This is a genomic window from Gordonia sp. PDNC005 (assembly GCF_016919385.1).
GTDB lineage: Bacteria > Actinomycetota > Actinomycetes > Mycobacteriales > Mycobacteriaceae > Gordonia.
Map to the genome: position 1 here is coordinate 2055789 of NZ_CP070351.1, position 23954 is coordinate 2079742.

At 65.0% G+C, this 23954-nt stretch carries 23 protein-coding genes; 10 read left to right on the forward strand and 13 right to left on the reverse strand.

Annotation, left to right across the window (positions count from 1 at the left end):
- Nucleotide 1 precedes the first annotated feature (1 nt).
- Genes JVX90_RS09775 through JVX90_RS09790 form a run of 4 tightly spaced genes read right to left on the reverse strand, consistent with a single transcriptional unit; the run spans nt 2 to nt 3280 of the window.
- Nucleotides 2–523 carry a 3-hydroxyanthranilate 3,4-dioxygenase gene (locus JVX90_RS09775; protein WP_205332136.1) on the reverse strand — a complete coding sequence of 174 codons (522 nt, stop codon included), beginning with the start codon at nt 521–523 and terminating at the stop codon, nt 2–4.
- A gap of 32 nt (nt 524–555) precedes the next feature.
- Entirely contained in the window at nt 556–990 is a 435-nt protein-coding gene (locus JVX90_RS09780) for a RidA family protein (protein WP_205332137.1), read from the reverse strand.
- On the reverse strand, nt 987–1775 hold the full coding sequence (locus JVX90_RS09785) for a 4-oxalocrotonate decarboxylase (protein ID WP_205332365.1): 789 nt from the start codon (nt 1773–1775) through the stop codon (nt 987–989). The genes JVX90_RS09780 and JVX90_RS09785 overlap by 4 nt, the downstream gene beginning before the upstream one ends.
- Nucleotides 1776–1804: 29 nt before the next feature.
- Complete coding sequence (locus JVX90_RS09790) at nt 1805–3280, reverse strand: 2-hydroxymuconic semialdehyde dehydrogenase (RefSeq protein WP_205332138.1); 1476 nt, start codon at nt 3278–3280, stop codon at nt 1805–1807.
- 175 nt (nt 3281–3455) lie between these two features.
- Here JVX90_RS09790 and JVX90_RS09795 point away from each other — a divergent pair, with 175 nt between their 5' ends.
- From JVX90_RS09795 to JVX90_RS09825, 7 genes are all read left to right on the forward strand, one after another.
- Nucleotides 3456–4322, forward strand: a complete 867-nt coding sequence (locus tag JVX90_RS09795) for an alpha/beta hydrolase (RefSeq protein ID WP_205332139.1) — start codon at nt 3456–3458, stop codon at nt 4320–4322.
- A 4-nt stretch (nt 4323–4326) separates the two neighbouring features.
- Complete coding sequence (locus JVX90_RS09800) at nt 4327–5271, forward strand: LysR substrate-binding domain-containing protein (RefSeq protein WP_205332140.1); 945 nt, start codon at nt 4327–4329, stop codon at nt 5269–5271.
- Between the two features lie 125 nt (nt 5272–5396).
- Nucleotides 5397–6866, forward strand: a complete 1470-nt coding sequence (locus tag JVX90_RS09805) for an AMP-binding protein (RefSeq protein WP_205332141.1) — start codon at nt 5397–5399, stop codon at nt 6864–6866.
- A 31-nt stretch (nt 6867–6897) separates the two neighbouring features.
- Entirely contained in the window at nt 6898–8745 is a 1848-nt protein-coding gene (locus JVX90_RS09810) for a DUF3556 domain-containing protein (RefSeq protein WP_205332142.1), read from the forward strand.
- Nucleotides 8742–10166 carry an NAD(P)/FAD-dependent oxidoreductase gene (locus JVX90_RS09815; RefSeq protein WP_205332143.1) on the forward strand — a complete coding sequence of 475 codons (1425 nt, stop codon included), beginning with the start codon at nt 8742–8744 and terminating at the stop codon, nt 10164–10166. Before JVX90_RS09810 ends, JVX90_RS09815 begins: the two co-directional genes overlap by 4 nt.
- Nucleotides 10163–11431, forward strand: a complete 1269-nt coding sequence (locus JVX90_RS09820) for a helix-turn-helix domain-containing protein (RefSeq protein WP_240194127.1) — start codon at nt 10163–10165, stop codon at nt 11429–11431. Before JVX90_RS09815 ends, JVX90_RS09820 begins: the two co-directional genes overlap by 4 nt.
- A 37-nt stretch (nt 11432–11468) precedes the next feature.
- Entirely contained in the window at nt 11469–12377 is a 909-nt protein-coding gene (locus JVX90_RS09825) for an SDR family oxidoreductase (RefSeq protein WP_205332144.1), read from the forward strand.
- Between the two features lie 27 nt (nt 12378–12404).
- On the opposite strand, the gene aztD is transcribed toward JVX90_RS09825, so the two are convergent.
- From aztD to rpsA, 4 genes are all read right to left on the reverse strand, one after another.
- Complete coding sequence (gene aztD, locus JVX90_RS09830; RefSeq protein WP_205332145.1) at nt 12405–13637, reverse strand: zinc metallochaperone AztD; 1233 nt, start codon at nt 13635–13637, stop codon at nt 12405–12407.
- A 49-nt stretch (nt 13638–13686) separates the two neighbouring features.
- Nucleotides 13687–15060, reverse strand: coding sequence for a glutamate decarboxylase (locus JVX90_RS09835; RefSeq protein WP_205332146.1), 1374 nt, complete (start codon nt 15058–15060; stop codon nt 13687–13689).
- A gap of 82 nt (nt 15061–15142) precedes the next feature.
- Nucleotides 15143–16228: a VanZ family protein gene (locus JVX90_RS09840; RefSeq protein ID WP_240194128.1), complete on the reverse strand. Its 1086-nt coding sequence runs from the start codon at nt 16226–16228 to the stop codon at nt 15143–15145.
- Nucleotides 16229–16309: 81 nt separating this feature from the next.
- Nucleotides 16310–17785, reverse strand: a complete 1476-nt coding sequence (gene rpsA, locus JVX90_RS09845; protein WP_205332147.1) for a 30S ribosomal protein S1 — start codon at nt 17783–17785, stop codon at nt 16310–16312.
- Between the two features lie 203 nt (nt 17786–17988).
- Between rpsA and JVX90_RS09850 the strand changes: the two genes are divergently transcribed.
- From JVX90_RS09850 to JVX90_RS09860, 3 genes are read left to right on the forward strand one after another with little or no spacing between them, the layout of a single operon-like run.
- A complete protein-coding gene (locus tag JVX90_RS09850) occupies nt 17989–18498 on the forward strand; it encodes a 2'-5' RNA ligase family protein (protein ID WP_205332148.1) in 510 nt (169 codons plus the stop codon).
- Nucleotides 18488–19309 carry a class I SAM-dependent methyltransferase gene (locus JVX90_RS09855; RefSeq protein WP_205332149.1) on the forward strand — a complete coding sequence of 274 codons (822 nt, stop codon included), beginning with the start codon at nt 18488–18490 and terminating at the stop codon, nt 19307–19309. The genes JVX90_RS09850 and JVX90_RS09855 overlap by 11 nt, the downstream gene beginning before the upstream one ends.
- Nucleotides 19306–19800 (forward strand): DUF1990 domain-containing protein, encoded by a 495-nt coding sequence (locus tag JVX90_RS09860; protein ID WP_205332150.1) that lies wholly within the window; start codon nt 19306–19308, stop codon nt 19798–19800. The genes JVX90_RS09855 and JVX90_RS09860 overlap by 4 nt, the downstream gene beginning before the upstream one ends.
- Nucleotides 19801–19846: 46 nt before the next feature.
- Here the strand turns inward: JVX90_RS09860 and JVX90_RS09865 are convergent, their stop codons facing one another.
- From JVX90_RS09865 to JVX90_RS09885, 5 genes are all read right to left on the reverse strand, one after another.
- The gene (locus JVX90_RS09865; RefSeq protein WP_205332368.1) at nt 19847–20599 is read right to left on the reverse strand and encodes an amino acid ABC transporter ATP-binding protein; all 753 of its coding nucleotides are present in this window, start codon (nt 20597–20599) and stop codon (nt 19847–19849) included.
- A gap of 25 nt (nt 20600–20624) precedes the next feature.
- On the reverse strand, nt 20625–21563 hold the full coding sequence (locus tag JVX90_RS09870) for an amino acid ABC transporter permease (RefSeq protein WP_008380044.1): 939 nt from the start codon (nt 21561–21563) through the stop codon (nt 20625–20627).
- Nucleotides 21564–21566: 3 nt separating this feature from the next.
- Entirely contained in the window at nt 21567–22445 is an 879-nt protein-coding gene (locus tag JVX90_RS09875; RefSeq protein WP_240194129.1) for an ABC transporter substrate-binding protein, read from the reverse strand.
- Nucleotides 22446–22643: 198 nt separating this feature from the next.
- Nucleotides 22644–23711 (reverse strand): isocitrate/isopropylmalate dehydrogenase family protein, encoded by a 1068-nt coding sequence (locus JVX90_RS09880; protein WP_205332152.1) that lies wholly within the window; start codon nt 23709–23711, stop codon nt 22644–22646.
- Entirely contained in the window at nt 23711–23953 is a 243-nt protein-coding gene (locus JVX90_RS09885; protein WP_205332153.1) for a hypothetical protein, read from the reverse strand. Before JVX90_RS09885 ends, JVX90_RS09880 begins: the two co-directional genes overlap by 1 nt.
- Between the last annotated feature and the right edge of the window lies 1 nt (nt 23954).

A 23954-nucleotide genomic window follows, 5' to 3' on the forward strand; every position in this document is an offset into this window, starting at 1 on the left:
CTCAGCCCTTTCCCGGATGGAGGGCGCCGCACCGACCGCATGTCCGTGCGTCGATGTCCTCGTGGAATGCAGCGAACACCGGGGGCATGTCCTTCACGAGATCCCGCACCTGCAGGCGGACCTCGTGAACCAGCGCGTCACACTCCAGGCAGTACCAGCGGAAGTTCTCAAGAGTGCCCTCGTGCCGCACCCGCTCGATGACGACGCCGATCGACTCCGGGTCTGGTCGCTGCGGAGAGTGAGCGATGTTCGCAGGCATCAGCCACGTCTCACCCTCGCGGATGTCGACACGTACGGGTCCGTCGTCGGTCATCAGGTTGACGTGCATGTCGCCCTTCACCTGGTAGAACCATTCCTCGTACGGTTCGAAGTGGTAGTCGTGGCGCTCGTTGGGCCCGCCGACCACCTGGACGATGAAGTCGTCTCCCAACGCCATCATCTGGTTGTTCACCGGCGGCTTGAGCAAGTGCTGGTTGTCGCGGATCCAGCCGTGGAAGTTGATGACCGGAGGAATGCTCGTCATGTCTGGGTCTCCTGTTAGTGAATGGTGGCCGGTCACGACCGGGTTGGGCGGTGCGCGATCGCTTGAATCTCGATGAGAAGGTGCGGGTGCGGCAACTGGTGGACGGCGACGGTCGTCCGCGTGGGGCCGTTCTCGTCGAAGTACTCGCCGTACACCCGGTTGTAGACACCGAAGTCGTTCATAGACACGAGATACGTGGTGAGTTGGCAGACGTCCTCGAGACCCGCCCCGACCTCGCCGAGGATGTCTCGGATGTTCTCGATGACGGCTCGCGTCTGCTCCTCGATGCTGAGGTCGGTGGTCCCCATCTCGTCGACTTGCACACCGACGAACGTGTTGTCCGCACGCCGCGAACTGGTTCCGGACACGAAGATGAGATCGCCCACGACTTTCACGTGCGGGAATCGTCCACGGGGCTTGGCGCGGCCGGCGAGGACTCCCCCGGTCGATGCAGTCGTGTCGCTCATGCCGTCACCTCCGACGCGTGTGCGGTGAACCCGACCGAGCCGACACCGTCGACCACACATGACACGGACGTCGCAGTGAGTGCAGTGGCCGCCGTCGCGGCTCCGGCAAGCACGATCTGACCGGCCCGCAGCGGGATACGGTGACGGCGGCACATGTCGAGCAAAGCGGTCAGCGCGTTCGCCGGATCGTCGAGAATGGCCGCCGTCGAGCCGGATGTCACCTCGTCGCCGACCGTCATTGTCACGGCGCAGTCTGCGGCTTCGCGCAGCGGCACCCACTCTCCGAGGGCGAATCCCGATGCCGACGTGTTGTCGGCGACGACGTCCGCGTAGGTGAAGACGAAGTCGAGATACCTGGAATCGATCACCTCGACGGCCGCGGCGATGGCGTCGACGTGCTCGAGCATGTCGACGTCTGGATCGTCGAGGTCCACGTCGCAGGAGATCCGGTAGGCGACTTCCGGTTCGACCTTGGGATGGATGAACCGTCCGAGGTCGACTACTCCGCCGTCGGTGATCTTCATGGCGTCCGTGAGGCGTCCGACGATGACGTCGGAGACTCCCATCTGGGCCATCTTGGCTTTGCTCGTGAAGCCGAGTTTGACGCCGATCACCTTCTCGCCGCGCGCTTCTCGCCGCGCGATCAACTCGTCTTGCACGCGGTATGCGAGAGCGACGTCGAAGTCCGGCGACAGCTCACGATCGGCTTCGATGCTGGTCGTCTCGATCCGACGGGTCTGTGCATCGTCGAGCCGCTCTGCGAGTGCGGCCACCTGATCGTTCATTCGGGTCTCCTGGTTGATGGTCGTGGTGCTCACAGGCGCACGCACACGTTGGTCGGTTCGGTGTAGAAGTGGAGCGACGATTCGCCGCCTTCGCGCCCGATCCCGGATAGGCCGACACCACCGAACGGCGACCGCAGGTCGCGCAGGTACCAGGTGTTGACCCACGACAGTCCGACGTTCATCCGGCCTGCGACGCGGTGTCCGCGCCGCAGGTCGTTCGTCCACACTGCGGACGCGAGTCCGTACTCGGTGTCGTTCGCGAGAGCGACCGCCTCGTCCTCGGTGTCGAAGGGAACAAGCCCCGCGACGGGACCGAAGATCTCTTCGCGCATCGTCCGGTCGGTGTTGGTCAGGCCGGTCCAGAGAGTCGGCTGCATCCAGAACCCACCGTCGAGTTCCGTTCCGAGCGTCGGCGCTCCGCCGCCGACCAATACGTCCGCCCCCTCCTCGACCGCCAGGTCGAGGCAGGCTTGCACCTTGTCTCGGTGCTTCGCCGAGATCAGTGGGCCGGTCGTGGTTTCAGGGTCGGTCGGTACCCCGAGAGTCAGCGCGTTCGCTGCGTCTACCAGACCCGCGACGACATCGTCGAACACGTTGCGCTGGATGTAGACGCGCTCAGTACAGAGGCACACCTGTCCGGTGTTGGTGAATATCGACCGGCTCAGACCGTTCACCGCTTCGCCGACGTCGACGTCGTCGAAGACGATCGCCGCGTTCTTTCCGCCGAGTTCCAGCGACACAGGCCGAACCCGTGGCGCCACGGTCTTCATGACGTGCGATCCGGTCGCCGACGAGCCGGTGAAGGTGACGCCGTCGATCTTCGGGTGCGACGTCAGGAACTCGCCCGCAGAGCCGGCGCCGAACCCGTGGACCACGTTGTACGCACCTCGCGGCAGGCCGGCCTGTTCGAGGACTTCGGCGAGCAACGACGCGCTGCCCGGCGTGTCCTCACTCGGTTTCACCACTACCGCATTGCCGCACGCCAATGCGGGTGCGACCTTCCACGTCAGCAGGAGAAGCGGCAGGTTCCACGGCACGATCACGGCCACCACACCGAGCGGCTTCCGCACCGTGTAGTTGAGAGCCCGTCCCCCGTCCGCGGTTTCCGTGGTGAACGACTGCTCGCCCGCTGCGGCAACCATGTCGGCGAACGCACGGAAGTTCGCGGGTGCACGTGCGACGTCGAGCGACCGCGCCTGAGTGATCGGCTTACCGGTGTCGGCGAGTTCGGCCGCGATGAACTCGTCAAACCGTTCCTCGATCAAGTCGGCTGCGCGGCGCAAGATCCCGACCCGGTCGGCGACGGGCCGATCGGCCCACCCGTCGTCAAGGGCGCGCCGAGCCGAGATCACCGCGCGATCGACCAGTTCACGGTCGGCTTCGTGAACGCGTGCATACACCCGTCCGGTTGAGGGATCCACTGCGTCGAAGGTCTGCCCCTGTCCGGGGTCGGTGAAGGAACCGTCCACGTAATTGCGGATCCACTGTGAGGTGCCATCGGTCATGCACCTACTGTGATCCATGTCGCCATGCTGAACAAATGCCTAATCACGTGAACGTCATACCCTTTTACGCATACCTCGGCATACCAGGGTGGGCATACCCACAAGGCCGATTGGCATTGGACAGGAATAGCCGAAGTGACGGAACCTGGCGGACGTCACCAGAGAGGACACAGTTGTGCCGAACCAGACCGCTGACGCCTACAACGCGCAGGCCACCGTCACCCCGGACCGCTTCCGACACGTCATGGCCGAGTACCTTGCACAGTCCGCGCACGCCACGGCTGATCTTTCCGGACACGCCGGCGTGGTGTACGACGGGCGCAGCGGTCAGCGGCTCGACGTGTGGGGTGTCGGAGAGACTCCACGCCCGACGTTCTTCGTCGTGCACGGCGGATACTGGCGGGCGCTCTCCCGTCAGCACACAGCGTTCATGGCCGCGGTCCTCGCCGACCGCGGGATCGCCACCGTTTCAATCGATTACGGCCTGGCTCCGGCCACCACGCTGCCTGAGATCGTGCGGCAGGTTCGCGCGGCATACGCGTTCGTCCGCCTTCGAGGTCATGATCTCGGCATCAACACCGAGCGAGTGGTCGTCGGCGGGAGCTCGGCTGGCGCCCACCTCGCCGCGATGACGATGGTCGGCGGGCAGTGGACACACGACATCGGCCTCGGGGGCCGAGCCGCCACTGAAGGACTACTGATCAGCGGACTCTACGATCTCCGCCCGCTCGTGGACGCGCCGGCGAACGCATGGCTGAACCTAACTGAGGGCATGGCTTCGGAGGTGAGCCCCCTGCTCGCACCGCCGCCCCGCGGCGACTCGACCGTGGTCATCGCCCGTGCTGCGAATGAAGCCCGCGGATTCTCCACCCAAAGCGACGAACTCCACACTCGATGGTCCCCGTTCCTGACGTGCCGGTCGATGACCATCCCCGACCGCGATCACTTCGACGTGTTCCTCGACCTCGCGGAGCCGAGCAGTTCCCTGTCCGCCTCACTCGCAATCCTCATCGAGTCCACCCGCGGTCGAACCGGGAGCTGATCAGATGGACGTCCCAAAACTTCTCGACGGCCGGCTCAAGATCCGCCACCTCGTGTTGATCGACGCGCTGAGTCGGCAACAAAGCGTTGTCGGAGCGGCCGCCGAACTCCACATCACCCAGCCCGTCGCCACCCGAAGTCTGCGCGATGTCGAAGCGCTACTCGGCGTGGAGCTCTTCAAGCGTGGGCCGCGCGGCGTGACGCCGACGATCTTCGGGATCGCCTTCACCGAGCACGCACGAGCCGTCCTCGCACAGTTGAACCAAGCGGGTCGACACGTTGTGGAGTTGGCTGACGCGGATCGCGGGACCGTGTCCGTCGGAACTCACCTCGCCGGTTCCAATGTCCTGCTGCCACAGGCGATCGCCGATCTCAAAGCGGACCGTCCCCTTCTCACGGTCATCGTTCGGGAGGGGTCCCCGGAAGCTCTGTCGAGTGAGCTCGAGGCCGGCCGGATCGACATGATCGTCGGCAGGCTCACCGCGCCGAGCACATCGACACTCACCCGGATCCCGCTCTACGAAGAGAACGTCGAAGTGTTCGCGGGCATAGGGCATCCGCTCGCCGACGCCGATCGACTGTCGCTCGCCGATCTGTCCGATCTCCCGTGGATCCTCCCCGGCACCGAGACCGCACTCCGACATGAACTCGAGGAGGCGTTCGCACGGACAGGCGCACCCCTGCCCGAGGACCGTGTCGAAGCGACCAGCTTCCTGACAGTGAGGGAGTTGTTGCGACGCACCAGGACGATCGCAGTCCTCCCCAGTCTCATCGGCCGGGCCGACTCGCACCTCGTCCGACTCCCGGCGGATCTGCCGAACGTGAGTCACAGCGTCGGGCTCACCGTCGTCGCGCATCGACCGCTCAGCCCCGCGGGCCGGGCCCTCGTCGACAGCCTCCGCCATGTAGCCGAACAGCGTCTCTCGGGGGACGGCGAAGCCGAGGTCTGACCCCCGTCCGAGTCGGTTGTGCCGCGAGCACAAACGCGCCCGAAAAGTCTGGCCTCGCAGGCCGTATCAAGTCACATCGCCCATCAATAGTGTCAGTGGTCACAGCAATGAAAGGACTTGCTCACGTGACCACCAACGGATACTTCGCATGGAACCTCGCCGACCGCGGCGACCGCGCCTGCGTCCGGGACGACCACACCGCGTTGTCATACCGGCAGTTCGCCGACCGCGTGGATGCCGCGGCACAGCATCTCGAGAATCTCGGCATCGCGCGGGGAGATGTGGTCGGAACGTTCCTCCACAATCGGGTCGACCTCGTGATCGCGCTCATGGCCGCGTGGCGACTCGGTGCGACGGCGACTCCCGTGAACCCGAACTTCACTGCAGCCGAAGCCGACTACCAGCTCGACGACGCCGCCGTTCGTGTGGTCGTCGGACGCACCCCGGGTGGCCCGGTGGCAGGACGGACCGAGCTTCATCCGGACGAGCTCAACACAGTCCCCGATCCGACGTGGATCGCGCCCGCCGAACCTGCGCCTACTGACGTCGCGCTGATCATCTACACGTCGGGGTCCACCGGGTCGCCCAAAGGCGTCGAGCAGACCCACGCGAACGCGTTGTACATGGCCACGGCCATCGCCGGACACCTCAGCCTCGACGCCGACGACCACGCCCTGCTCATCCTCCCGTTGTTCCACTCGAACGCCCTGTACGCCAGCTTCCTGCCGATGATGTTGGTCGGCGGGCAACTCAGCATCACCGGATCGTTCTCGGTCCGCCGCTTCTTCACCGACGTCGCGACCCTGCGCCCCACCTACTTCTCCGCGGTGCCGACCATCTATGCCCTGCTGACGTCGTCGCCGGACATCAACGACGCCGACGTCAGCAGTCTCCACTTCGCGATCTGCGGCGCGGCCCCGATCTCGAAGGAACTGCTCGACGCCTCCGAGTCGAAACTCGGCGTCACCATCGTCGAGGGGTACGGGCTCACCGAGAGCACGTGCGTGGCGACCTGCAATCCCCGTTTCGGCGTGCGCAAGCTCGGGACGGTCGGAGTCGCCCTGCCCGGTCAGAAGGTCGAGGTCGTCGACTCCGACGGCAAGGCACGGCCGACCGGCGAACGCGGCGAAGTCGTGATCTCCGGTCCCAACGTGATGCGGGGCTACCTGGAGCGGCCCGAGGCCACAGCCGCCGCGGTCGTGAACGGGCGTCTGCACACCGGCGACATCGGCGTGCTCGACGCCGACGGCTACCTGTCCATCGTCGACCGCATCAAGGACATGATCATCCGCGGCGGCGAGAACGTGTACCCGAAGGAGATCGAAGCGGCCATCGCCACCCACCCGAGCGTGCTCGAAAGCGCCGTGGTCGGAGCGCCGGACCCAGTCCTCGGCGAAGTCCCCGTCGCCTTCGTCGTCACGTACCCGAACGCCCCGCTCGACAGCGACGAGCTTGCCGAGCATCTACGCGCCGTCCTCACGAAGGCCAAGCGCCCCACCGAGATCCACATCGTCGACGCGCTCCCCCGGAATCCGGTGGGCAAGGTCGACAAACCGTCGCTCCGGCAGCAGACCCGCACCGCCGTCGACGCCTGACACCACCCACCCACTGAGATCGGACAGCACCATGGGACTGCTCAAGCCCAACTTTCCCCCTGTCGACCCGGAGACGTTCCTCGACAGGCCGTTCATGGACCGGCTGCAAGTCCTCGGCGCCCACTGGGCCGAGTACGGATTCGGCACACCGAAGATCATCAACATCATCTATCTGGTGAAGGTCGCGGTACTGCACATCGCGCTCGGCGTCACCATCGCCACGACGACCTCGGGTCTTGGTGTCTTCGACATCACGACCTGGTGGAATCAGCCCATCGTCTACCAGAAGCTCGTCCTGTGGACGATGCTCCTGGAGATCCTCGGACTCGGAGGATCCTGGGGACCCCTCGCAGGCCACTTCAAACCGATGACCGGCGGGTTCCACTTCTGGCTCAAGCCCAACACTCTCAGGATGGCCCCGTGGCCGGACAAGGTCCCGTTCACTGGAGGTGACCGGCGCACACTGTTCGACGTCGCGCTGTATGCCGCGATCCTGATGAACGTGGTGGTTGCGCTCGTGTTGCCGTCCGTCGACAACACGACTCTCGAAGCGCTCCGTCCCGGCTCGGCAGGACTGGTGAACCCCGCCGCCCTCTACTCGCTGATCGCGATGGTCGTTGCCATGGGCTTGCGCGACAAGGTCGTCTTCCTCGGTGGTCGAAGCGAGCAGTATCTGCCCGCAGTGGTGTTCTTCGCCGTGATGCCGTTCATCGACATGATCATCGCGTTGAAACTGCTCATCGTGATCGTGTGGGTCGGCGCCGGAGTGTCCAAGTTGGGGCATCATTTCTCGATGGTCATCCCACCGATGCTGTCGAACACGCCGTGGCTGCCGTTCAAGGGGATCAAGCGCGCCCACTATCGCCGATTCCCCGACGACATGCGTCCGTCAGTCCTGGCAGGCGGAGTCGGCCACGTGCTCGGTACTGTCGTCGAGATCATCACTCCGCTCGTCCTGCTGTTCTCGACGAACCGAACGCTCACCTTGTGTGCCGTCGTCCTGATGGTGGCCTTCCACCTCTTCATCTTCTCGACGTTCCCGCTGGCCGTTCCGTTGGAGTGGAACATCTTGTTCGCCTACGCAGCGGTCTTCCTCTTCTGGGGATTCCCCGCGTGGGACGGCTTCGGCGTGACTGACGCGACCGCCCCGTGGGCGATCGTCCTCGCCGTCGCAGTGATGCTGTTCTTCCCGATCCTGGGCAACCTTCGACCCGATCTGGTGTCGTTCCTGCCGAGCATGCGGCAGTATGCAGGCAACTGGGCATCGGCCACGTGGGCCCTCGCGCCCGGCGCCGAAGAGAAGCTGGAGGAGTTCGTGGTCCGAGGAGCGCAGAACACCCGAACGCAGCTGCTCGGGAGCTACCCGCCCGACGTCGCTGACGTCGTGATGCATCAACTCATGGGGTGGCGTTCGCTCCACAGCCAGGGTCGTGCGCTGTTCTCCCTCATGCAACGTGAACTCGGCGACGACATCAACACGTACACCCTGCGGGAAGCCGAGTTCGCGTGCAATTCGATCCTCGGCTTCAACTTCGGCGACGGCCACTTCCACAACAAGCACCTGATCGACGCTCTGCAGCGCCGGTGCAACTTCGCTCCGGGCGAGTTCATCGTCGCCTGGATCGAATCACAGCCGATCCACAAAGGCACACAGGAATATCAGATCATCGACGCAGCCCTCGGTGTGGTGGAGCGAGGCACGTACCGAGTGAACGACGCGATCAACACACAACCGTGGTTGCCCGACGGTCCGATCCCGTTCGACGTCCACTCCCGCGCGGACGTCGCCCCGTTGGCCGGAACGCGCTTTGCACAGGCGACGGCGTCAGCTGGGACCGCAACGGCATCACCTGCCGCCGGCGAGATGGTTGATCGATGACCAACGCGGTCATCGTCGGCGGCGGGCCCAACGGGCTCGCCGCCGGTCTCCACCTCGCCCGCAACGGTGTGGACGTCCAGGTCATCGAAGCAAACGAGGACATCGGCGGAGGAGCCCGTTCCGCGGAATACACAGTTCCGGGCGTCATCCACGACGTCTGTTCTGCGTTCCACCCGATGGGTGTCGGGTCGCCGTTCTGGAAAGAGGTCGATCTCGAATCGTACGGTCTGCGTTGGCGTTGGCCCGATATCGACTGCGCACATCCACTCGACAGCGGCTCCACCGCCCTGCTGCACCAGTCGATCGACGCCACGGCCGCAGGCCTCGGCGTCGACGGCCGCCGATGGAAGGCCGTGTTCGGCGATCTCGCACGGAACTTCGACGATCTAGGCCATGACCTTCTCCGTCCAATCGCCAACGTGCCCGCGCACCCGATCAAGCTGGGTGTGTTCGGTCCTCGCGCCGTTCTCCCGGCCAGCGTGCTCGCCCGCGCGTTCCGGACACCGGAGGCACGCGCACTGTTCGGCGGCATCGCCGCTCACGTCTACACCAGACTCGACCGGCCCCTCACTGCATCACTGGGCCTCATGATCGGGGCCAGCGGACACCGCTATGGGTGGCCCGTCGCCGAGGGAGGATCGGGGTCGATCACCAAAGCGGCCGCGGCAGCGCTGTCCGACGCCGGCGGATCGATCACCACCGGCACTCCCGTCACATCACGCTCAGACATCCCGCCGGCGGACATCGTCCTTCTCGACCTGTCCCCGACGCAGGTCGTCTCACTGTACGGCGATGAGATGCCGGCCAGGATCCGGCGACGCTACGAGAAGTACTCGATGGGTTCGTCTGCGTTCAAAGTCGACTTCGCGGTCCGCGGCGACATCCCGTGGGCCGACCCCGATTGTGGTCGGGCCGGCACCGTTCACTTGGGCGGCGACTTCGCCGAGATCCGCGAATCCGAGCGGCTGCGCGCCACCGGAGTGATGCCAGACCGCCCGTTTGTTCTGGTCGGGCAGCAGTATCTCGCCGACCCGACCCGCAGTAGCGGTGACATCAATCCCATCTGGGCGTACGCGCATGTCCCGTTCGGGTACACCGGCGACGCCACGGAGGCGGTGATCAACCAGATCGAACGGTTCGCTCCGGGTTTCCGCGACGTCATCGTCGCAACCCATGTCACCTCAGTCGCCGGAATGGCGGAGAAGAACCGGAACTACGTCGGCGGCGACATTCTGGGCGGTTCGAACGCTGGCCTGCAGATGCTGCTGCGGCCACGTCCCGCAGTCGATCCCTACCGGACCGGCGTCGCCGGCGTGTACATCTGCTCCCAGTCCGCACCACCTGGTGCGGGCATCCACGGACTGTGCGGATACAACGCCGCAGAGTCGGCGCTCCGTGGTCTCGGTCGGCGGCGCCCATGATGAAAGCCGCCGAACTCACCGAGCACACCCACGTCATCGCCCGTCGGCTCCGCGACGACGAGGTTGCGGCGACAGCGTCGGTGACCGGGGAGATCCTCGAACGCATCGAGGGTCTGGGTGAGGATGCCGTGCTCACCGAGATGCTCGACGCCAGCGTCCACGGAAACGTCACGACCATCATCCATGTGCTCGCCAACGACATCTCGATCAGCCGACTGCAGCCGACCACAGCGGCCGTCGAGTACGCACGCCGTCTGGCTCAACGCGACGTGCCTTCGAACTCGCTGGTCCGGGCTTACCACGTCGGACAGAGTGTGCTGCTCCGGGACGTTTACGCGAAGGTCGACGAGCTGTCGCTGAGTACAACCGATTCGATGCAGGTGGTCCGGCACATCTCCGACACCGTCTACGAGTACATCGACTGGATAACCAAATACGTCTTCGAGGCGTATGAGGACGAACGTCGTCGGTGGATGGGCGTGGAGAGCAATGTCCTCACTTCGGCGATCCACGCTCTCCTCGACTCTCCTGCCGGAGACCCGAGCCATCTCGAACGGGACAGCGGCTATCGCCTCGACCAGCGTCACGCGGCGATGGTCGTGTGGTCGACCGACGAGGACTGCAGCGTCCGCGATCTCGACCGCACCGCACGGACTCTCGCCGGCCGGTTGCGGGCCGAGGGCGATCCTCTGATCACCGCGATCGACCGCAGGACCGTCTGGGTCTGGGTTCCGCTCGGCCGACGCCAGGACCGGACGATCGACGTCGGGGGCGTCGAGTCCGCGCTCGGCCCCGACCACCCGATCACAGTTGCCGTCGGCTTTCCTGGGGACGGTGTGAGCGGTTTTCGACGCAGCCACCAGCAGGCGAAGGCTGCATTCAACGTCGCGACCTCGACAGCCGTCGACGACGATCGACGACAGCGCAGCCGTGTGGTCGGGTACGGAGACCGCGGGGTCGGTCTGGTCGCCCTTCTCGCCCGGGATCTCGACTCGACCAGGCAATGGGTCCGTGACGTACTCGGTCCTCTCGCCGCCCCAGGTGAGACCTCCGCCGTTCTCCGCGAAACTCTCGACGTGTACTTCGAGACCGGCGACAGCCATCTGCGGGCAGCAGAACGTCTCAACGTCCACCGGAACACAGTCAAGTACCGCGTGACCAAGGCACTCGCCGAAGCGCCCGGTTCCGACCATCTCGACATCGCCACGGCATTGGTCGTCTGCAAGCTTCTCGGTCCGGCCGCCGTCGGCGACGACGCCTCCTGAACAGTTCACTCCAACCGGTCCGACGAAAGGATCGAACATGTCCACATCACTTGTCACTATTCCTGGCCCTACCGCATTCAAAGGCCGCACCGTGGTGATGTCCGGCGGAAGTCGCGGCATCGGACTCGCCATCGCGACCGAACTCGGACGACGCGGAGCGAACATCGTCATGCTCGCCAAGACCGACAGCCCCGACCCCCGCCTGGAAGGCACCATCCACACCGCCGTCGACACGGTACGCGCAACCGGAGCGAACGCGATCGGAGTGATCGGTGATCTGCGGAACGATTCCGACATCGCGCGCCTGGTCCGAACTGCTGTCGAGGAGTTCGGCGGCATCGACATCTGCGTGAACAACGCCAGTGCACTCGCTCCGACTGCGACCGCTGATCTGTCGATGAAGAAGTACGACCTGATTCAGCAGGTCAACGCACGCGGCACATTCGCTCTGACGCAGGCATGCCTGCCCCACCTTCGCCGATCCGATCACGCTCGCGTCGTGACGTTGTCTCCACCGATCAACCTCAACCCGGACTGGCTCGGGAAGTTCCCCGGATACATGGTCTCGAAGTACGGGACGACACTGGGTTTCGCCGCCGAGTGGCGCGACGACGGAATCGCGTGCAACTGCTTGTGGCCGGAGACGACAATCGCCACCGCGGCAGTGCAGAACCTCCTCGGCGGCGACGAGACCGTCGCGCATTCGCGCAGTCCGCAGATCATGGGCGATGCGGCTGCATTCCTCGTCGGCGCGTCGGCCGATGTCACCGGTCAGTGTTTCATCGACGCCGACCTGGTCCGCGACGCCGGCGTCACCGATCTCAGGCCGTACGGCGGCGTAGAACCGCTGGAGTACGACTTCTTCCTTGATCCTCCGGCGGCGAAAGGGCAACGAGATGCCCCAGAGATCACGCGGTGGTCGTGTTCGTCCACCACCACTGCGTGACTTCTGCGGCATCCTGCGCTTTTCCGGTCAGCCCGAGACTGCGGCGGTCTCCACCACTTGGACATCCAGCGTGGTCCGGGCGGTCTGCTTGCCGCTGTAGATGTCGATCGCGGTCAACGTTCGCGCCTTCGGATCGCTGACGTACGCCGTACCGCCGACAACCTCGAGCGAAGGCATCGGATCCTGCCATTCGACAGGTTCGGTCCAGGGGTCGATCACCTGATGCCGCGCCGTCTGACGTCCGGTCTCCGGGTCGAACACGTAGACCGCCCCGTCGGTCCCCAAGATCATCGCCTGACCGTCCTGACCGCGCGCCAGGGATCGGAAACTGTAGCTCGTGGGGAGATCGACGATCCGGAGGGACCCCGTGCGAGTGTCGGTCAGTGAGAACCTGCGCGGCCGTTCGATCTCGTCGTCGGGCAACTGATCAGAGGGGCGAGTCTTGTAGTCGCCCAACACGATCGGCGATTCGTCCGAGCCCGCTTGATTGCCGATCCGGCCGTAGACGTCCGGTGACGCGACTTTGGTGATCGAGTTCCCTCGAACCACGAGGATCCCGTTCTGGCATCCGAACGTCAGAACGCCGCCCGACGCCGCGGCCTCACCGTGCACCCCCGGGCAGTCGGATGACGTCGCCAGCTGCCTCTGCTCGGCGTTCACGATCCGAATGCCCGATCGGGACTCCGCGGTCCCGTCAGTCACGACGAGAGAGCCGTCGGCGCGCGACACGGCGACTCCGTGGTGCGGGTGCGGAGTGCGATAGTCGGCCACGTTCGGGGCTTCGTCGCCGAGCGCGGATCGCTCAATGGTCTTCACGTCACCCGTCCCGTCGAAGAACAGGGTCAGGCGGTCGTCGTGGGCCACGGCATGGCCGGGCTCCGAGCCCTCGAAGGCCGCCCCGGTGAAGCGCGGTTCGGAGACCTTGTAGTGCGCGTGGTCCCCGTGCTCTTCACGCCATGTGCCCGAATCGAGCACCTCGAACCCGCCCTCGGTCGTGACGATCACGTGGCGATCGTCGCCTGCCGGGTTGAGCCGGAGGAATCCGCCCTTCTGCAGGTCGGCGACTTTCTCGAGCGTCTTTCCGTCGAGGACGCGAAGTCCCCCGTCGTACGAGACGACAACTCGCGGCGTGGCACGAGCACGTTCGGTGACGTTCGGCGACGGCGACTCCTCGTCGTCGGAGGGGCCCGCACAGGCGGTGAGGGTTGCCGCCAATGCGACAAGCACGGCGGAGGTCCGGATGGAGAGAGATTTCTGCATGCCGGACAGTCAACACTTTATTGAAAATTATTGTCAACAACGCATGGGTTCAATGGTGAAATGGAGTCGTCTCGCTCGCATGCGGAATCGGTCCGTCCAACCGGTCGAGATACGCCACTTCTGCCCGCAGATCGTCGAGCAACGCAGAAGCGAGATCACGACTGAATCCGTTGCGGACCACGATCCGCTGGACGACGACATCCGTCAGATCATCGGGAAGCGGATACGCAGGGACGAGCCAGCCCTTCATGCGCAGGCGGTCCGAGAGGTCGTACAACGTCCAATTGGTCGTGTGCCCGTCCCGCAGACGCCACGCGAACACCGGGATGTCCCTCCCGTCGCTCCACAGCTCAAAGGCGTCCATCTCCCCTATCGCCTCCGACAGATACGCGGCGACGTCGAGCGAGCACTGCTGCACCTCGCGATAGCCCTCGAAACCGAGGCGCAGGAACAAGTAGTACTGCAGGAGCACCTGAGCACCCGGCCGAGAGAAGTTGAGTGCAAACGTCGGCATGTCGCCGCCGAGATAACTGACGCGGAAGATCAAGTCCTCGGGGAGCGCCTCCAGGTCTCGCCAGACGATCCACCCGACTCCCGGGTACACGAGCCCGTACTTGTGGCCTGAGGTGTTGATCGACGCGACGCGCTCGATCCCGAAGTCCCACAACAGATCTGGACGGGAGAACGGTGCCACCATGGCACCGGACGCGCCGTCGACGTGAATCGGCACGTCAACGCCCGTGTCGTCTTCGATGGCGTCGAGTGCTGCAGCGATCTGCGCAACGGGTTCATACGAACCGGTGTAGGTGACACCCATGATCGCGACGACGCCGATGGTGTTCTCGTCGACGTACGACTGCAGGTCGTGACCGTCGAGAAGACGGTGATCCTCGGACACCGGGACGTACCGCGGCTCCACCTCGAAGTAGTTGCAGAACTTCTCCCAGCAGACCTGGACAGCACTCGACAGGATCAGGTTCGGCTTGTCCGTGGGGAGCCCGGCCTCTCGACGTGCGTGTTGCCACCGACGCTTGAGAGCAAGACCCCCGAGCATGCAGGCCTCCGATGAGCCGATCGTGGACGTGCCGATTGCGCGCGCCGGATCGGGCGCGTTCCAGAGGGCGGCCAGCATCGACACACACCGATTCTCGATCTCGGCGGTCTGCGGGTACTCGTCCTTGTCGATCATGTTCTTGTCTGCCGACTCGATGTACAGACGGTTGGCGTGATCGTCCATCCAGGTCCCGACAAAAGTCGCGAGATTGAGGCGCGCGTTGCCGTCGAGCATCGCTTCGTCGTGAACGAGTCGGTACGCGGTCTCCGGTGCCATCGAGGAGTCCGGCAGCCGGTTCTTCGGCACTTCGACGTCCTCGCCCGGAGCGACGGTGGCCGGATTCGGCCGCACCGTGTCGCGTGTGCCCACAGCTCTGCCTCGAAACCCTCGTGCACGCTCGGAACCGGTCATCGCTTCGCCTCTCGTCAGCAGTCGACAGTCGCCACCATTCTCACTGCTGCGTCATGGATTCGCCATCGTCGACGGGCGGAGCAGGCCGGGAGTCGACGAGCGATGCACCCGACAGGAGGGACGGCAGCCCCTTCCCGTGCCGCGTGAACACCATGAGTATCAGCGCGAGGGCCGCGAATCCCCACGCCACGGCATCGTACGGATCCGGCAGCAGCGTCACGGCGTAGTACATGCCGATGCCCGAGGAGAACCTCACAACGCGAAGGAGAGCCACGGGGAGCGGGCCTCCTCGGTATTCGAGTTCCACGCACAAGTCCCCGATCGATCGACCGGTCCCCGCGATCACCAGGAACCACACGACCGCGGGCACCGCGCCGCCGACTGCGGCTGCGAGTTCACCGGACAAGACCGCAGCGCGATCGTCGGCGACATACTCCAGCCAGAGTTGGACGCTCACCGATACGAGGGCCGACAGCATCGCCGCCGCGAGAACGTCGCACCAAGCTCCGACTATGCGGCGAGACTTGGTGACAGGCGACGCGACATCGCTTTCCGGGCGCCTGGACATGCCCCGCATACGCCGAGGCACGACCAGAGCCATGACCGAACCGAGGACAGCACCTACGGTGTTCGTGACCAGATCGTCGACGTCGAACACTCGGTACGCACAGTCGTATATCCACCACATCCCGGTGACCTGGGTGGTCTCCACAAAGAGAGAGACACCAGCTCCGGCGACCAACGCAGTCGGCAGTCCCCGTCCACCGAGGACCCGGATGAACACGCCGAGCGGGACGAAAAGCAGAACATTGAGGGCCAACTGCAGCGTCGCCGGATCAGTGAAGGGATGCCCCCGGTCCCGGGCGCCCTCGATATCGCGCACCGCCTGCCACAGGTCGGTGTTCGTTCCGACGCACACCAGGTGTTCCGGGTCAGGCAGAGGGAAGAGCGTGTAGGTCCAGATCGCACAAAAGTAGACGAGGGCCGCGACCCACAACAATGACCGCCCCACAGTGAGGCCACCCCGTCGTCGATAGCTCAGGGCGACGAATGGAACGAACAGCAGCAGGCCGATCGCCACGCCCGCACCGATCGCCAATCCGCCCGACAGCACTTCATTTCCCACGGCCCCAACAGTATTCGGCCCCTGAATGCACTGAACCCCGGGACCAGGGGTCCCGGGGTTCAGTGAGATCTAGCTACGTGATCAGGCGTTGCCCGACAGACGCTCGCGCAGAGCAGCGAGCTGCTCATCGCTGGCCAGCGAACCACCGGTCGACGCTGCACCGGTCGACGACGTCGGCTCGGAGGTGGTCGACGATGCCGACGACGACGAGTAGTCGGTCGGAGCGTTCTCTGCCTCGGCGGCTGCAGCGGCGAACTTCTCCATCTGCGTGGTGTGCATCTTGTGGCGACGCTCGGCCTCGGCGTACCGGGCCTCCCATGCCTCACGCTGCTTGTCGAAGCCTTCGAGCCATTCGTTGGTCTCGGCGTCGAAGCCCTCGGGGAAGATGTAGTTGCCCTGGTCGTCGTAGCTGTCGGCCATGCCGTACTTCGACGGGTCGAACTCCTCCGCGTAGTCCTCGTTGGCCTGCTTCAGCGACAGCGAGATGCGACGACGATCGAGATCGATGTCGATGACCTTGACCATCGCGTCGTCGCCGACGGACACGACCTGGTCCGGGACCTCGACGTGGCGCTCGGCCAGCTCCGAGATGTGGACGAGGCCTTCGATGCCCTCTTCGACGCGCACGAACGCACCGAACGGAACCAGCTTGGTGACCTTGCCCGGGACGATCTGGCCGATCGCATGGGTGCGGGCGAACTGACGCCACGGGTCTTCCTGCGTCGCCTTGAGCGACAGCGACACGCGCTCGCGGTCCATGTCGACGTCGAGGACCTCGACAGTGACCTCGTCGCCCACGGTGACGACCTCGGACGGGTGATCGATGTGCTTCCACGACAGCTCGGAGACGTGCACCAGGCCGTCGACGCCGCCGAGATCGACGAATGCGCCGAAGTTGACGATCGAGGACACGACGCCCTTGCGGACCTGGCCCTTCTGCAGCTGGTTGAGGAACTCGCTGCGGACCTCGGACTGGGTCTGCTCGAGCCATGCACGGCGCGACAGGACCACGTTGTTGCGGTTCTTGTCGAGCTCGATGATCTTGGCCTCGACCTCCTTGCCGATGTACGGCTGGAGGTCGCGGACGCGACGCATCTCGACGAGCGATGCGGGCAGGAAGCCGCGCAGACCGATGTCGAGGATCAGGCCGCCCTTGACGACCTCGATGACGGTGCCCTTGACGGCCTCGTCCTTCTCCTTGAGTTCCTCGATCGTGCCCCAAGCGCGCTCGTACTGTGCGCGCTTCTTCGACAGGATGAGGCGGCCTTCCTTGTCCTCCTTGGTGAGGACAAGTGCTTCGACCTCGTCACCGACGGTGACGACTTCGCTCGGGTCGACGTCGTGCTTGATCGACAGCTCGCGCGACGGGATGACACCCTCGGTCTTGTAGCCGATGTCAAGCAGAACCTCGTCGCGATCGACCTTGACGATCGTGCCTTCGACGATGTCTCCATCGTTGAAGTACTTGATCGTGGCGTCGATGGCAGCGAGGAAATCCTCAGCCGAGCCGATATCGTTGACGGCGACCTGCGGCGAGGTGATGGTGGGGGACGACATGTGGTGAGTTGCTCCGGACAGGTAAGTAGTAGGTACGTCGCTCCCGTGCGATCCGTGCAGGCCACAGCGGGTTTGACGATGATTGGACGCGCATGCCGGGCACGCGCGTATACCAGGTTACTACCCGGCGCTGGCCTGCACAAATAGAGCCCCATCGTCTCACGACTGGCCGTCGCCGCGGGCCGAATGACAGGATCGTCATCGTGGCCGTATCAATTGAACTCCTCCTCGACGACGCCGCGGACGCCGTGATCCGCGACCGGTGGCGTTCACTAGCCGCTTTCGGAGTGAATCCGGCGATCGGCCGACCGCACTGCACCTTGATCGCAGGCGCCGCCATCCGCGGCGCGGACACCCGTCTCGCGACGGTTGCTCAGCGCCTTCCGATCCCGGTCCTGATCGGACCGCCGGTGGCGCTTCCAGCAGCTCACGGTCTGTTCACCCTCGCCGCGTCAGTGGTTCCGTCGAGCGAACTCCTGTCGATTCACGCGACCGTTCACCGCCTGTGCGGCGACGGAGTCGACGGCCTTGTCGACCACGTGGCACCCGGATCGTGGACGCCGCACATCACTCTTGCCCGACGCCTCACAGCCGATCGGGTGGGCTCGGCCCTCACGCTTGACTGCTCCCCGATTCGGGCGCATGCCAACACCATTCGCCGCTGGGACGGCAATACCGGTTCGGAGACGGTGGTGACCGGCCGTGCCTGCTGACACTCCCCGCCCGCCGCGTGTGCTCGGCGACGTCGACACTCCGACCAGCGAACGCGCCAACCGCTCGTGGTGGGACGCCGAAGCCGCCGAGTACCACGCTGAGCACGGTCAGTTCATCGGTAATCAGACGCCTGGCGGCGAATTCGTCTGGGGCCCGGAGCGTCTCCGCGAGTCGGAGGTCCGACTCCTGGGCGATGTGGCGGACCGCGACGTGCTCGAAGTGGGATGCGGGTCGGCACCGTGCGCACGATGGCTCTCGGCGCGCGGCGCCCGCGTCGTCGGGCTCGACGTGTCCGCGGGGATGCTCGCGCATGCCGTTGACGCGATGAAACTCGACGAACGCCCGGTGCCCCTGGTTCAGGCCGGAGCCGAACGCATCCCCTTCGCTGACGAGTCGTTCGACCTCGCATGTTCGTCGTTCGGGGCCATCCCGTTCGTCGCCGACTCTGCGCGGGCGATGCGCGAGGTCGCTCGAGTACTTCGCTCGGGCGGGCGGTGGGTGTTCGCCGCGAACCACCCGATGCGGTGGATGTTCCTCGACGATCCGGGACCGGACGGACTGGTCGTCCGGATGTCGTACTTCGACCGCACGCCCTACTCCGAGGCCGACGACGACGGCGTCGTCACCTATGTCGAGCACCACCGAACGATGGGCGACCGCATCCGAGAGATCGTCGGCGCCGGCCTCGTACTGGACGACGTCGTCGAACCGGAGTGGCCTGACGACCTCGATCAGGAGTGGGGCCAGTGGTCTCCACTGCGCGGTTCGTACTTCCCGGGGACCGCGATCTTCGTCTGCCACAAGCCATGAGCGCCGAACTCACCTACCGCGAAGTAGGCGCCAGCCTGCAGGGTGTGGTGCCACCGGGATTCCACGCTCTCCACCGCGAGTCGATCATCGGACGCGGCGCGGACACTTTCACCTCCGCTCGTGAGGCGCTTCTGGGCTGGCAGGTCCAGCGGCGTTCAGGGGTGCGCGTGCAGTCCGCGTCCGACGTCGTCGCCGACGGTGTCGAAGCCGTAGTCGGCATCGGGGTGGGACCGGTGCACATCAGCGGTCCGGTCCGTGTGGTCGCGGTGATCGACGAACCGACCCGCGCCGGTTTCGCCTATGGAACGCTGCCCGGACACCCGGAGATCGGCGAGGAGTCGTTCATCGTCGAGATGGACGACGAGGGCGTGGTCCGCTTCGTCCTCACCGGCTTCTCCCGTCCGGGCACGCTCCTCGCGAAACTCGGCGCGCCGGTCGCGTCACTGGTCCAACGCGCAATCACCGACCGCTACGCCCGCGCGCTGCTCTGACCCGGCCGTCCGCCCGTCGAGCGGAGTCGAGACGCCGACGACCCGCTCAGAGCAGCTTCGACAGGAACGACTGCGTGCGTTCGTGTTTCGGGTTCGAGAGGATCTCGCGGGGATCGCCCTTCTCGACGACCACTCCCCCGTCCATGAACACGAGCTGATCGGCGACCTCGCGAGCGAAGCCCATCTCGTGGGTCACGACGACCATCGTCATTCCGTCGGACGCCAGACCGCGCATCACTTCGAGCACATCGCCGACGAGTTCCGGGTCGAGCGCCGACGTCGGCTCGTCGAACAGCATCAACTTGGGTTCCATCGCGAGCGCGCGGGCGATCGCGACGCGCTGCTGCTGGCCGCCGGAGAGCTGCGCCGGGTACGCGTCGGCTTTGGCTCGCAGTCCGACCTGAGTGAGCAGGTCGAGTGCTCGCTCAGATGCCTGCGCCTTCGACTGCCCCTTGACCAGAACCGGCGCCTCGATGATGTTCTCCAGCACGGTGCGGTGCGGGAACAGGTTGAAGTGCTGGAACACCATGCCGATGTCGCGGCGCTGGCGGCCGGCTTCCTTCGGGCTGAGTTCATACAGCTTGCCGTCACGTTCGCGGTAGCCGATGAGCTCACCGTCGACGGTGAGTCGTCCGGCGTTGACCTTCTCAAGGTGGTTGACACACCGCAGGAACGTCGACTTGCCAGAACCGGACGGCCCGATCAAACAGGCGACCTCGCCGCGGTTCACTTCCAGACTGACACCGGTCAGCACATGTAGTGCGCCGAAGTTCTTGCAGACCTGGTCGGCGACGACCATCGGGGTCTCAGTGGTGGTCACAGACTCATCCTCCGATGAGGTTGGGATTGTTGGCAGCCGCGAGGTTCTCGAGCTGCGCGTCCGAAAGATTGCGGGATGAGCCGCGAGCGTAGCGCTTCTCGAGGAAGTGCTGGCCGACCATCAGAACGCTGGTCACCGCGAGGTACCAGGCCGACGCGACGAGTAGCAGCGGGATCGGCTGGAAGTTGACGCCCGCGATGTCGCCCTGGCGGCCGAACACGTCGAGAGTGAACGGCACCGCCGACACGAGGCTGGTGGTCTTGAGCATGCTGATCAATTCGTTGCCGGTCGGCGGGATGATCACTCGCATCGCCTGCGGCAGCACCGTCCGTCGCATCGTTTGTCCCCACGTCATACCGAGCGCGGTCGACGCCTCCATCTGGCCCTCGCCGACCGACGAGATGCCTGCCCGCACGATCTCGGCCATGTACGCGGCTTCGTTCAGTGCCAGTCCGATTGTCGCGAGTACAAACACATGCTGGAGGCTGAACTCCTGCGCATCCCATTCGACGAACGTCGGGCCGAACGGCACGCCGATGTTGATCGTCGGGTACAGCGAACCGAACAGGCCCCACAGGATCAGCTGGACGTAGACCGGTGTTCCGCGGAAGACCCACAAGTAGATCCACGCGGCCCAACGGAAGACCCCGTTCGGGGACATGCGCATCACCGCGAGCAGCACGCCGAGAGCCACACCTCCGACCATTGCGAGAATGGTCAGTGCCAGCGTGTACCCGACGCCCGATAGGATCCTGACCTCGAAGAGGTACTTCCCGAACGTGTCCCAGTGATAGTTGTCATTGGTCGCCGCTCCGTAAATGAACAGCCCGGCGAGGACAACCACAATCGTGCCCGCGACCCACTGTCCTGGGTGCTTCACCGGTATCGCTTTGATCGGGGCAGGCCTGCCACTTTCGGCCGTCTGCTTGTCGTCAGTAGTCATGAGTTATTCCTTCGCCCCGTTGATCTCTGCGTGCTCGATCATTCCGGCCTGCACGCCCCAATGCTCGTTGATCGTCCGGTAGTAGCCCTTGTCGATGAGGTGCTGCATCGCCTTCTGCACCGCGGCGGCGAGCGGAGAGCCCTTCTTGATCGGAAGTCCGTATGGCGCGGCGTCGTACGCGGGGCCGACCTGGTGCAGTTGGCCGTCGGTCTTTTTGATCGCGTACGCGGTGACGGGTGAATCCGCGGAGAACGCGTCCACCTGGCCGAGGAGCGTGGCGTTCACAGCTTGGTCCTGGCTGTCGAACTTCACCTTGATGATCGGATCTTCGCCACGCGCTTCGCACGCCGCGCTCTTGGCGGGCACTTCGTCCGTGTCTTCAACGGTCGTCGCCTGGACCCCGACGCGCAGACCGCACGCGTTGTCCGGGTCGATCTCACGTCCCTCCTTGGTGGCCCACTGGACGCCAGCGCTGAAGTAGGTCACGAAGTCGACCTCCTTCTCGCGTTCCAGCGAGTCGGTGAATGACGACATACCCATGTGAAACGTTCCGGCCTGGATGGCGGGGATGATCTTGCCGAAGTCTGCTTCGAAGAATTTCGGCTCAAGTCCGAGGACCTGACTCACAGCAGTCACCAGGTCGACATCGAAGCCGATGATCCGCCCTGCGCTGTCCTTGAACTCATTCGGCTGATAAGGCACGTTGGTGCCGACCTTCAGCACTCCCCCTGCGCGGATGTCGTCCGGAACGAGCGCCGCGATGTCTCGCTGCTTCGCGATGTCGAGGGTGATCGGCTTCGTGTCGTTGGCCGACTCGTCGACGACACATCCGGCCATCAGCAAGGCCGCACAGGCCAGCACAGCTGCCAGACGCACACGCATGAGTACCTTCTTGTTCTGTCGCATCGATTGATGAAACTACTTCAGTCAGAAACACGAGTATTGCCGATTCGTGTTCTCCGCCACGCCATTGGGTCCGGCGACGGAACCGAATCGTGAGTCTGGACGTCTAACAGTCGACTCGGGATGACCGCACGCGATCTTGTTGAGTTACGGTTCGTCAGCCCTAATTCACAAGATTCACAGCACGGCCAGGACTGCAGAGCTGAACTCCGCTGTCGTCGCCGTTCCACCTAGATCTGCGGTGGCCGATCCGTCGGCTACCACGTGCGCGACGGCCACGTCGATCGAATCGGCGGCAGCCCGCAGCGCGTCGGCGTCCCGGCGTTCGCCCTCCCAGCGCAGGAGCATGGCCACCGACAGGATCGTGGCGATCGGGTTGGCGATTCCCTGCCCGGCGATGTCCGGAGCGGCACCGTGCACGGCCTGGGCCATCGCACGCTCCGTCGAAGTGTTCAGGGATGCCGCGAGGCCTAGAGACCCCGACAGCTCAGCGGCCAGATCCGAAAGGATGTCGCCGAACAGATTCTCGGTGACGATCACGTCGAAGGCGGCAGGACGCCGGACGAGGAGGGCGGCCATGGCGTCGACGTGCTCCGTGTCGACGGTGACGTCCGGATACCGCTCGGCTACGTGAAGACACACGTCTCGGAACAATCCCGTCGTCAGCCGAAGCACGTTCGCCTTGTGCACCACGGTCACATGCCCACGCCTACGCCGTGCCGCTTCGAACGCCTCCACTGCGATCCGTTCGGTCGCGGCACGCGTGATCACTCCGACGGACAGCGCGACGTCGGGGGTGGGCATGAACTCGCCACTTCCGACAGCCATGTTCCGGTCGGCATACAGGCCTTCACTGTTCTCGCGCACGATCAGTAGGTCGATGTCCGCCGCCGTCGCAGGCACACCGGGCACAGCGCGGGCGGGCCGCAGGTTGGCGTACAGGTCGAACTGTTTGCGCAAGACCGCACCCGGCGCCGGATGCCGGAACGCAGTCGGGTACGCCGCGCTGTCGTGCGGTCCGACGAGCCACAGATCGATGCCGGACAATGCGTCCAACGTCGACTCGGGAACGGGGGCGCCATGCGGTTCGATCGCGGCTGCCCCGAACGGGAGTGCAACAGTGTCCAGCCCGACACCGTGGGCCGTGAGAGCACGTCGAGCCACCTCGACCGCCGCCGGCACCACTTCCGGACCGATTCCGTCGCCTTCGAGCACCGCGAGCCGAACGGTCTGGGTCTCGGTCATCAGTCCTCCTCAGCTTCACAGTCCGGAAGATCCGCATCGGCCAGTTCCAGTGCGGACTCGTACGACCTGGTCATCGTGACTCCGTTCAACGGCGTATAGGAACCTTCGTACACGCGGTGCACACACGACAGTTCAGGCGGAGACGGTTCGACCACCACGAACATGACTGCTGCGACCACGCCAACGACGGCGACAACGGCGGCGAGAAACCCAGGAACCAGCAGATCTGCCCTCGTCCGCACG

What these genes read in the sequence shown, in the direction of transcription:
- JVX90_RS09775 (WP_205332136.1), bottom strand. Translation starts at nt 523, where the DNA reads ATGACGAGCATTCCTCCGGTCATCAACTTCCACGGCTGGATCCGCGAC.
- JVX90_RS09780 (WP_205332137.1), bottom strand. Translation starts at nt 990, where the DNA reads ATGAGCGACACGACTGCATCGACCGGGGGAGTCCTCGCCGGCCGCGCC.
- JVX90_RS09785 (WP_205332365.1), bottom strand. Translation starts at nt 1,775, where the DNA reads ATGAACGATCAGGTGGCCGCACTCGCAGAGCGGCTCGACGATGCACAG.
- JVX90_RS09790 (WP_205332138.1), bottom strand. Translation starts at nt 3,280, where the DNA reads ATGACCGATGGCACCTCACAGTGGATCCGCAATTACGTGGACGGTTCC.
- JVX90_RS09800 (WP_205332140.1), top strand. Translation starts at nt 4,327, where the DNA reads ATGGACGTCCCAAAACTTCTCGACGGCCGGCTCAAGATCCGCCACCTC.
- JVX90_RS09810 (WP_205332142.1), top strand. Translation starts at nt 6,898, where the DNA reads ATGGGACTGCTCAAGCCCAACTTTCCCCCTGTCGACCCGGAGACGTTC.
- JVX90_RS09815 (WP_205332143.1), top strand. Translation starts at nt 8,742, where the DNA reads ATGACCAACGCGGTCATCGTCGGCGGCGGGCCCAACGGGCTCGCCGCC.
- JVX90_RS09820 (WP_240194127.1), top strand. Translation starts at nt 10,163, where the DNA reads ATGATGAAAGCCGCCGAACTCACCGAGCACACCCACGTCATCGCCCGT.
- JVX90_RS09825 (WP_205332144.1), top strand. Translation starts at nt 11,469, where the DNA reads ATGTCCACATCACTTGTCACTATTCCTGGCCCTACCGCATTCAAAGGC.
- aztD (WP_205332145.1), bottom strand. Translation starts at nt 13,637, where the DNA reads ATGCAGAAATCTCTCTCCATCCGGACCTCCGCCGTGCTTGTCGCATTG.
- rpsA (WP_205332147.1), bottom strand. Translation starts at nt 17,785, where the DNA reads ATGTCGTCCCCCACCATCACCTCGCCGCAGGTCGCCGTCAACGATATC.
- JVX90_RS09860 (WP_205332150.1), top strand. Translation starts at nt 19,306, where the DNA reads ATGAGCGCCGAACTCACCTACCGCGAAGTAGGCGCCAGCCTGCAGGGT.
- JVX90_RS09865 (WP_205332368.1), bottom strand. Translation starts at nt 20,599, where the DNA reads ATGGTCGTCGCCGACCAGGTCTGCAAGAACTTCGGCGCACTACATGTG.
- JVX90_RS09870 (WP_008380044.1), bottom strand. Translation starts at nt 21,563, where the DNA reads ATGACTACTGACGACAAGCAGACGGCCGAAAGTGGCAGGCCTGCCCCG.
- JVX90_RS09875 (WP_240194129.1), bottom strand. Translation starts at nt 22,445, where the DNA reads ATGCGTGTGCGTCTGGCAGCTGTGCTGGCCTGTGCGGCCTTGCTGATG.
- JVX90_RS09880 (WP_205332152.1), bottom strand. Translation starts at nt 23,711, where the DNA reads ATGACCGAGACCCAGACCGTTCGGCTCGCGGTGCTCGAAGGCGACGGA.